This is a genomic window from Bradyrhizobium sp. USDA3010, assembly GCF_056429065.1.
This window is the reverse complement of sequence record NZ_JBWJZD010000150.1, coordinates 1-349: the sequence shown is the minus strand read 5'-3', so window position 1 is coordinate 349 and position 349 is coordinate 1. Positions and strand designations below refer to the sequence as shown.

At 65.9% G+C, this 349-nt stretch carries 1 pseudogene; it reads left to right on the top strand.

The window, feature by feature from the left end:
- Positions 1-349, top strand: a pseudogene (locus tag AC066Y_RS43355) (hypothetical protein); the annotation flags it as partial.

The window sequence follows — 349 nt, the reverse complement described above, 5'->3', positions numbered from 1 at the left end:
TGTCGCAGGTCAGCTACGTGTTCGGCCCCGGCGGTTCGACGCCCGATACGCTCTGGGTGAAGGCCAATGACGGCAGCATGTGGAGCGCCTGGAAGAGCTTCACGGCAACACCGGGCCCCGACACGGCCCCGGTCGTGACGGCGCCGAACGTGACCGCGGTTCACGGTGAGACGTCGGCGCTCGCCTCGAGCCTGTTCTCGGTCACGGATGCCGAGCACGATCCGATCACCCAGTACGCGTTCTGGGACACCGGCGGCAACGGACACTTTGTGGTCAATGGTGTCGCCCAGGCCGCCAATGCCGAGATCGATGTCTCGGCGGCGAACCTGTCGCAGGTCAGCTACGTGTT